The organism is Mesorhizobium sp. M0048, assembly GCF_040323405.1.
Taxonomy (GTDB): Bacteria; Pseudomonadota; Alphaproteobacteria; order Rhizobiales; family Rhizobiaceae; genus Mesorhizobium.
Genome location: NZ_JAMYUV010000093.1, coordinates 1 through 8,083 on the forward strand (window position 1 = coordinate 1; position 8,083 = coordinate 8,083).

The 8,083-nt window shown below is 58.4% G+C and carries 7 protein-coding genes and 4 pseudogenes; 6 read left to right on the forward strand and 5 right to left on the reverse strand.

All coding sequences use genetic code 11. The annotated features are described in order from the left end of the window. The 5 genes and pseudogenes from NKJ84_RS32425 to NKJ84_RS32445 form a co-directional block, all read left to right on the forward strand. A pseudogene (locus tag NKJ84_RS32425) lies at positions 1–272 on the forward strand (hypothetical protein); the annotation flags it as partial. Between the two features lie 646 nt (positions 273–918). Further along, positions 919–1,056 (forward strand): annotated as a pseudogene (locus NKJ84_RS32430) (pyridoxamine 5'-phosphate oxidase family protein); the annotation flags it as partial. Next, a pseudogene (locus tag NKJ84_RS32435) lies at positions 1,029–1,415 on the forward strand (HipA domain-containing protein); the annotation flags it as partial. The pseudogenes NKJ84_RS32430 and NKJ84_RS32435, both read left to right, overlap by 28 nt. A 697-nt stretch (positions 1,416–2,112) precedes the next feature. Next, the gene (locus NKJ84_RS32440; RefSeq protein ID WP_352509911.1) at positions 2,113–2,340 is read left to right on the forward strand and encodes a hypothetical protein; all 228 of its coding nucleotides are present in this window, start codon (positions 2,113–2,115) and stop codon (positions 2,338–2,340) included. A 281-nt stretch (positions 2,341–2,621) separates the two neighbouring features. After that, a complete protein-coding gene (locus NKJ84_RS32445; RefSeq protein WP_352509912.1) occupies positions 2,622–2,807 on the forward strand; it encodes a hypothetical protein in 186 nt (61 codons plus the stop codon). A 783-nt stretch (positions 2,808–3,590) separates the two neighbouring features. On the opposite strand, the pseudogene NKJ84_RS32450 reads toward NKJ84_RS32445, so the two are convergent. The 5 genes and pseudogenes from NKJ84_RS32450 to NKJ84_RS32470 all read right to left on the reverse strand — a co-directional run. Then, positions 3,591–3,788, reverse strand: a pseudogene (locus tag NKJ84_RS32450) (IS110 family transposase); the annotation flags it as partial. A gap of 376 nt (positions 3,789–4,164) precedes the next feature. After that, positions 4,165–4,581: a DUF4112 domain-containing protein gene (locus NKJ84_RS32455; protein ID WP_352509913.1), complete on the reverse strand. Its 417-nt coding sequence runs from the start codon at positions 4,579–4,581 to the stop codon at positions 4,165–4,167. Between the two features lie 34 nt (positions 4,582–4,615). Next, a complete protein-coding gene (locus tag NKJ84_RS32460) occupies positions 4,616–5,098 on the reverse strand; it encodes a YidB family protein (RefSeq protein WP_352509915.1) in 483 nt (160 codons plus the stop codon). A 623-nt stretch (positions 5,099–5,721) separates the two neighbouring features. Next, on the reverse strand, positions 5,722–6,021 hold the full coding sequence (locus NKJ84_RS32465; protein WP_352509916.1) for a DUF1236 domain-containing protein: 300 nt from the start codon (positions 6,019–6,021) through the stop codon (positions 5,722–5,724). Positions 6,022–6,371: 350 nt separating this feature from the next. Next, a complete protein-coding gene (locus NKJ84_RS32470; RefSeq protein WP_352509917.1) occupies positions 6,372–7,313 on the reverse strand; it encodes a Vgb family protein in 942 nt (313 codons plus the stop codon). A 409-nt stretch (positions 7,314–7,722) separates the two neighbouring features. Here NKJ84_RS32470 and NKJ84_RS32475 point away from each other — a divergent pair. Next, positions 7,723–8,083, forward strand: a 361-nt coding sequence (locus NKJ84_RS32475; RefSeq protein ID WP_352509918.1) for a hypothetical protein, incomplete at its 3' end; no start/stop codon positions are given.

The window sequence follows — 8,083 nt, forward strand, 5'->3', positions numbered from 1 at the left end:
GCGGCGTCGACCCGCTGAAACTGAAGTTCGACTGCAGCCGCTGCAAGCTGACGGTGAAGATCACCCTGCTCGAAGTACATCCGGAGCACCTTCCCAAGCGCCTGGTGATCCATAAGCCGGTGAAGGTCGACGGGAAGATCCGCTGGACTACCGAACGGTTCCGGGGACAGGGGCGTGGCAAAAGGCTGGACCCCGCAAACTCTGATCGACTCGAAGACACGGCTCACTGCGTCCTGCCACAATCCGCGGTGTCACCAAAACCAGCCGCTTGAGAAGCTGAGGGCCAAGCTCGGCCCGGATGCAGCGATGGCGGACGATCTCATTCCGAAGCTGAAATGCGCCAAGTGCGGCGGCAAGCGCGTTGGACTGATTTATACGCCCGACACCAACCCGAGCCCCTACGGCAAGGCAGAGGGCGGGCGATGAACCTAAGGTCCGGTTTCCGGCGAAGCAGTGCCGGCCTGCTTCATGAAGTCATGGCGGCGCGCGCGAACATGTGCCAGCAAATTCGCTTCATTGCCGACCCCGGATCTAAAGAGAGACAGCGTGGTCGAGGCGAGAATCTGGCTGTCTATCAAGGTGCTGTACGATTTCGCGTCGGCGACTATCTGATCGACAACCCGCTGGCAGATCGCTCGATCTTTAGGTCTAAGGAACTGACTTTTCGGTGCTCGTGGCAATCTCGACGCCTTTAAAGGGGAAGTTACTGTGTCCCCCGCGACCGAAGCGTGGGTCTCCGTGAATGGACCCTAAACGCATTCCGACAGATAATTGCCATTCGCTTGAGTGGTGCCGATGTTTTTGCTATGGCGTGGTAATCGAGGCCATTAGCCGTATTGGGGACGGTAATTTTGGGACCAGTACGCGCACGGTCGCGAGGGGAGTTAGTTCAAAGCCCCTATAGAGGACAATCGCCGAATGACAATTGCAACGCTGAGGCCGGACGGCTGGCCGCAGGCGGCGACCGTCGGCTACGTGAACGAAGGCCTTACGCTCTATTTCCTCTGCGGCCTGGATAGCCAGAAGGCGGAGAATCTGGCGCGAGACGATCGCGTGCCCTCTATCGCCGTTTCGCCTTCAACGTGCTGATTTCCAACGTCGACGATCACCTGCGCAATCACGGCTTCCTTTGGCTGGGAAGGGCATGATGGTCGCTATCGCCTGCCTACGATCTCAATCCGGTCCCGACGGATCTAGAGCCGCGGGTTCTGACGACCAACATCGATTCGTGTTCGCTTGGTCTTCTGGAGAGCGCCGCCGGGTTCTTCGCGCTGACGCTCCCGCAGGCGCGAACGGTCGCCGTGGTGACGTCGACCAGGCGCGATTTTGCCAAGGCCGCGGGGGCGCGACCGGCGGAGATCAACGGGATGGCGATCGCTTTCGAGCACGATGATCTCAAAAGGGCTCTGGCGCCGCGCGTCCCGGCCTTCGACTTGCTGCAGCCATGTTCCTGGCGAGCCCGACCAGGCGCAGGACAGCCCGCTTTGGATTCGACTCGAGCCAAACGCCCCTGATCGGGCTGACGATCGCTGGTGACGGTCGATATCAGCAAGGTCAGGCTGGTTGAGAAGTACAGGGCGCCAAAGCGCAGAAAGCCGCTGCGCGACATGGCTTAGGTCGTCCGAGGGCGGGAAGCTTGCGCGGACCTCCCATTGGTGATTTGCTTCACGTCACTTGGGAGGGGCAAATGCTGAAGGTTATTGGAATAGCGGCGCTGGCTGGGATCTGTGCCACTCCCGCCTCTGCTACGTGCTTCCAAATGAGGAGCGACGTAAACGGGGCCATTGATTATCTGCTTTGCCTCCACAATGAGCACGTGGATCTTTTGAATCAGCATGCGGACGACCTGAACGGACAAGGCGCATCAATAAGCACTCTTTCGAAAGCGGCACTCTTGGCGGATGACAACGGCCGAGAAGCAGCGAACCGCATACAGAGCTTAGAGAGAGGTCCGCGAGCTTCGCGACGAGATCGATTCGTTCAAAACTGAGCGCCAATAATGCGACGCGCGGCTGCCTCGTACTTGTTCTCGCAACGGTGAGTGCGGCTTCGGCGGACAGCCCCGCGAGGAAAGCTCGACAGATTGCTCTTCAGAATTCGTGGTCAGCATGCATGGCGATCTCCGTTGATGGGGTCGCCGCACCGAATTCACTGTCCCCGGTCTGTCGGCCGGATGCAAGTCGCTTCCACCATGCCGCCTTCACGATGCAGCATGGCGGCGACAATGACGTCGAAAACGTTCCCGACCTCCTCTTCGATCTCGTGTGCCTTGATGCCGCTCTCCTCAGCCGCTTTCAGGGCCTGGTCGGCAAGATTCCTAATAGCGAACGGATCGCTTGACCTTGCGTTAGGCAGATGCTCTGCCATCCATTTCTCGAAGAAGTTGATGCCACGTGTGCTCATCCAGCCATAAGCTGGCGAATGGGATTAAGTTCCTTCTTCCCGAAAATCCTGCAGCGAGGCGTGCTTCCAACGATGCAGGCCCGGTGAGCAATTGCGAGTCGGATTGAGCCGATCGGACCTTAGTCGGCGGTTGCCGATCAGACTTTAGTCGGCGGTTCGAGGAACAAGTCACCCTCTCGACGATTGGTACGATAATACCGTCGGAAAGGAATTTCAAAGTGGGAGATGACAAGCCCAGCCGCGAGCGACTCAAGGAGGCTCAGGCGAAGGGCCTCGCGGAGGAGACCGGTATAACGGAGGCGCAGGCAAGCGATCTGATTGAAATGATTGGGACCGATCGCGCATCATTGCTGCGCGAGGCACGGATCCTGAAGAAGCGCCAAACGCCGCCGGCAAAGTCGTGACACAAGGATGGCCCCCACCCTCCGGGAGAGGACGCGGGCCGACCGGAGGACACCGATCTCAGCATCGGTCTCGTAGCAATGCTGCAGATGCCTAATCCGCGTCTCAAGGTTGCGTTCCATAAGAGGTCTGTCTGGTGCAGCGTGCCTACTTGGCCTTCTTGCCTTTTCGGTTCAGCTTCGGCTTCGATGCCAGCGCAGCAGCAGGAGCGGTTTCGGCCGTAAGTCGTTGCTCCCGTAGCCGAGCCGTCTTTGCATCTCGCGCGATGCGCTCAATGTCGGTGAAAGCCCGTGCAGCATCCGACGTGCGCTCCTGTCTGTCGGATTTTTCTTTATCAGATAAGTATCGCCTCTCCCGCATTATTGTCCTCGATCTGACGGTACGGGCTTTTGTCGCCGACCGAACCATTGTCGCCGACCGTGTTCCCCCAGACAACAAAAAAAGCCCGCGCCTCTGGCGGAGAACGCGGGCCCGATCGGGCTTTTGGCCCGTCTGCAGCGGGCGCTGAGGGGGCGCACTCGCTGATCACAGACAATCATCAGAAATCACTAAAGTTCCACCCTGACTAATACTTCGGAAACGACTGCAGCAGCATTGAGACAAGATCTTTGCCGGTGCTCGTGAAACAGAGGGCGCGATTGGTCTGGGCATTTGTCGGAAAGTCCCAACCCCAGCTTCTCCGGTGCCTGCCCTGAGTGTCTTCGCCCCGCTCCGTAAGGTGGTCCACGTGATGTTGTTGGTGTTGCGCTTGCAGGCGCCGCCAATCAGAAGACCATCGTCGACGGTATCTGCAACCGCATCTTGAGAAGCTGGCGCCGTGCGGTGATCAGCGTGCGGATCAGCATGCTGTCGAAACCCTTGACCCGAACTTCTCGGTAGAAACCAACCTCGGCCAGATGTGCCAGGCCATTCGCATCATTCGCATCGGTCTTGTTCGCGGCCATATCCAGCGCGGCCGATGTGGCCTCTGTTCCTGTTAGGCATGATTCTTCTCCCATGCCACCCTCCGCCGCGGCAGCGCTCAACACGAGCAAGCGAATGTAACAACAATGGGCTGAGAGGGCCGCCCAGGATTTCAGCCGAAAGGGTTACCGGGCTCTCGGTCGATCGAAGCTGCGGGCTGGTTAATGGGCGCAGTCGCGCCATTTCTTGAAACCGGTCGTAACGCTACGCGACGACGCGCGCAACATCGGTCTTGGTCCTAACCACGACTGGGCTTCTCATGGTGCCGATGCGTTTGGACTAATGTGCGTGGCGCATGCCGTTCCCGAGAAACTCCCTGCCAACACGCGTGCCAAGGTACTAGCGCTCAGCATCGTCTGAAATGACGGGCGGTCGGAATCGGTAATCGCAGTTGGCTTACCTTTGGAGGTGTCGGCGAAGCAGCCCGAGGTTGCGATTATTCGCCTTGAAGTATACGTCGAAGATCGAACCTAGGATAGGAACGCTCCCCACAACCGTATCGAGCAGCACGTTCCCCAACATGCGAGCGATCAGGCCACTCCCAGCACCGCAGTTACGCGCTTGTAAGACGATGTAAGCTGAAACCAGGCCTGATGCTGCATCTCCCAGGACAGGGACTAGGCCGACCAAGGCGTCCATTCCAAAACGTATTGAAGTTCCGGGGACGCGCCAGCGGGAATCGAGTAGACCGGCCAAGAGATCCAACTCGTCAATTGCTGTCGCTGCCTTAAGCTCGCCAAAGCCCTGCGCGCTCTTCGCTGGCTTTGAACGGTTGCGGCGAAGTATCAGGTCTTCTCGATCCAGGGCAGTCATTCTAGATTTTCGCTCGCGCCGGCTGGATCATTGATCAGTTACCCTTAGCCTGCGTCCAACCCGGGGGCACGTCGTCGAGCAGGGTCGTTTCATCCGAGCCCTGCGTCGGCTCAGCTGGGGGCATTTCACCATTCGGGGTCATCTGATTGACCGCCTCAGGCAGATCTCGCGTGATCCTGGCAATGAGCTCCTCGCGCGAAAGACCGGTCTGCATAGAAAGAGACGTGAGCGTATCCTCGTCTATGGCCATCTCCACCTCGCGTGGCTCGATTGGCTGGTTCGGTCCAGTGCTCACCCAAGAGTCTACCTTTGATCCCGCACCCACATTTCTGAATCGTTCGAGGATGTCGCCGAGAGCGGTGCCCGACACACCTTTGGACAGTTGATCGACCATTCCACCTTGCGGATTGTTTGGATCGCGTTCCCGCGCGCGACGGATCATGTCTCCTATCTTGTCGCGGTTCTGGTAGGCTAGAACCCCAAGCATCGCGATCGCTAGTTTTCCCAGATTTGCCATTGGTTCCTCCTTATTCCAACTTGAAAAAGGGCTCCGCCTGGCAAAAGTTCCGCGAACGACGATCTAATATTGTGCAGGACGCACGCTGGAGTTTGCGGTTTCCCACTATCACTTTGAAAGAACTTGGCTTTCGTCGGCGATTGAGCATGAGCGGATTTGTTCCTTAGTACGAGGGGGCGAGTGTTTGGTACAAAAATCTGAGCGGGTGATCGGATAACTGGCTCGGGCGAGGCCGCTTCGGCGCGGAGAGATCATGCGTTCCTCGAAGCGCCTGATCGCCGCCGACAACCTGACGCAGAAGGAAAACGCCAAGGTCGAGGCGCAGCTCGCCATCGCCCGCGCCATGATGCGCGCCGGCCGGTCTTGACGATCGACAACCCAGCGCCAGTATCCTGGCGATGGATGAAAATTACATCTACGGAGAAAGAACCGGCCTGCAGCTCGTGCGTATGGCGATCGGCCGGCGTGCTGCCGAGCGAGGAGGCAGTCAACCTGCTCTATGGACCGTTGCCGGTGCATGAGGGCGAGGCGCTTGCAAAAGCGATCATCGAGACTGTCGAGCGGCTGACCCGGACTATTGACGCTTTGCCGTGGCCATCGGGGCCAGCGATCCCAAGATCAGATCAGTCGTAGACCTTGATGATCTTGCGCGTGCTCGGATCCACCAGAACGGTCCGGTTGTCGACGACCACATAACGGTATTTGACGTTCGGCACTTCATGCAGCTCGACGGTGTCTGGGAGGGGCGAGCCGATGTTAAGCTCCACTCCAGGGATTTTCACCGATGCGAGCGGCTGCTTCTTCACGTATTCCTTGATGACGGTTTCCTGCTGCGGTTCGATGATCACGTCCTGGGCGGCGGCGGCACCAATGCCGGCCAGCAGCAGAAATCCCGCCGCTGCGGTTGAAAGATGCATTCTCATAGCCGTCTCCTTGTTGAGATTTTGCCGGGACGCAGCTTCATCGCGCCAAGCTCACCTCAACGCGAGCCAATCAACGAACGTTCCTCGAAGGGGCTTAAACCATGCGAAGCGTCACGGATATATTTGTGCTCGCCCCGCAGATGTTTAATGCGCAGCTTCACCCCAGGCTGACCCATTGAGTAGCCGGCCGCTTCTTGACGCCTTCCGGAGGCTTACGCGTGCTGCTGGTCCGGAAGGGCTCGATAGTGTTGAAAAAGTCCGCAACTAAGCTTGTTGACCCCATCGGTTATCCGCCAACAACGGACAGAATCGAGTTCGCGCCAAAAGCTCAAGAGCCACGCGGTAACGAACTATCCCGGCGGCTTGATGCGGAAGATCGAGTTGCCGGAGATCCATAGCGAATCATCTCCATAACGGATAGCGTCGCCTAGGTACACTCCGGATGGGCGCTTGAACTTGCCACTGAACGAGTTCGTATTCGGGTCAATGCGAATGACCGGGACGAGTATCGTTGATAGCCAGACAAAGCCGCCTCCGACTGCTATATCGCCGCCCTCTCCGGCGGCGTCAGCCTCGATGGTGGCGAGAACCTCACCGGTTTTGCCATCGATCCGCTGGACGGTTCCGTCGCCCTGATTGAGGACCCAGATCGATCCTTCGCCGGACGTCAGGAACCGCGGCTCTGGGTTGAGAGCAGTTGTCGTAACGATCTGATTCGTTTTCGGATCGACACGGTACAATTCACTTTTCGCAGTTCCTGTAACCCAGACGGACCCGAAGTCTGCGACTACGCCGGAGCTGGTAGATGGCAGCGGTACCTTCGCGACCTCGTTCCCATTCTGAGCATCATAGCGAGCCAGGATCTGGCCATTGCTACCGGTGACGGCCCATACGGCACCTTCACCGACTCCGATGCTACCTTCGCTGTCGAATAGGAGGGACGGTATTTGCAGGACGATTTTGTTTGCGCGCGGGTCTACCTTGTAGATTGTCTTGCTGCCGACATCCGGCACCCAGACGGCGCCCTCGCCGATGGAAATCCCGCGGTAACTGCCGACAGCCCCCTCAATGGGAATGTCGGTAACAGAGTTGTCGTCTGGATTGATCCGAACAAGCTTACGGCCACTCATCATCCAGAGAGAGTCAAAACCGAAGGCTAAGAAATCGCCGCCACGCTCTATTGTCGCGTTTATGAGCACCTCAGGGGGTTTTTCCTCGGGAGCTGCCGGAGTTGCCCAAGCCGAAGCTGCTATCGAAAGAGCGATCGCGTATGTTGCTGTTTGGATTCCCATTTGCCCCTCCATCAGGGGAATTCCACCTCGCCGTACTGGCTCTGGTCATTCCAAGTAGCGGCCAAACGCAAGCACCCCTGGCATCACGGCTAGGATGGTTGTTGTTCAAGCGTCTTCCGCTTCGCGGGGCCGGCTAGCTAGATCATAAACTTTGGACGGCAGCACCGGAAGCCGAAAACGCTCCCAGGCCTTGCGGAGGGGTCCGACAGCATCCAGCTCTCAGGCGCCAGGAGTTCGAACTTCTTTCGGTTTGGAAAGACGCTCCCATACGTCGCACGCCCTTTTTTCGTCTCGGCGATGAAGCGCGTGAACTCTCGTTCGAGCTCGAACACCGATTGCTCCTTTGTGTCGGCGGTTCCTCGCTGTCCGCCATGAAGTCGGAAGCGTGGATCGGAGGTAGAGGTCGTCCATGACCAGGTATCTCTCCGGGCACCGTTTCCCCACCTATGACGGTTCTGTCCCAATCCAACCAGACACGGGCGCCGCGGTCGCGGGCGAATTCGAACGCCTCGACAGCATCTTCGAAAGCAGCAAGCACAGTGCTGCCGTCGACGGCTTCGAAGCCGCCCTGGTCGGCGAGGTGGATCTTGAGGCGGTCTGTCATCCGCGGAACCGCTCTGTGGTCCAATGGATCTTGCCATCGATCTTCATGGGCTTGTGGATCATCAGCCGCTTCGGCAGGTGCTCCGGGTGCACCTCTAGAAGCGTGATCTTCACCGACGGCTTGCAGCGGCTGCAATCGAACCTCAGCTTCAGCGGATCAGCGCCGT

What these genes read in the sequence shown, in the direction of transcription:
- NKJ84_RS32440 (WP_352509911.1), top strand. Translation starts at nt 2,113, where the DNA reads ATGGCGATCTCCGTTGATGGGGTCGCCGCACCGAATTCACTGTCCCCG.
- NKJ84_RS32455 (WP_352509913.1), bottom strand. Translation starts at nt 4,581, where the DNA reads ATGACTGCCCTGGATCGAGAAGACCTGATACTTCGCCGCAACCGTTCA.
- NKJ84_RS32460 (WP_352509915.1), bottom strand. Translation starts at nt 5,098, where the DNA reads ATGGCAAATCTGGGAAAACTAGCGATCGCGATGCTTGGGGTTCTAGCC.
- NKJ84_RS32465 (WP_352509916.1), bottom strand. Translation starts at nt 6,021, where the DNA reads ATGAGAATGCATCTTTCAACCGCAGCGGCGGGATTTCTGCTGCTGGCC.
- NKJ84_RS32470 (WP_352509917.1), bottom strand. Translation starts at nt 7,313, where the DNA reads ATGGGAATCCAAACAGCAACATACGCGATCGCTCTTTCGATAGCAGCT.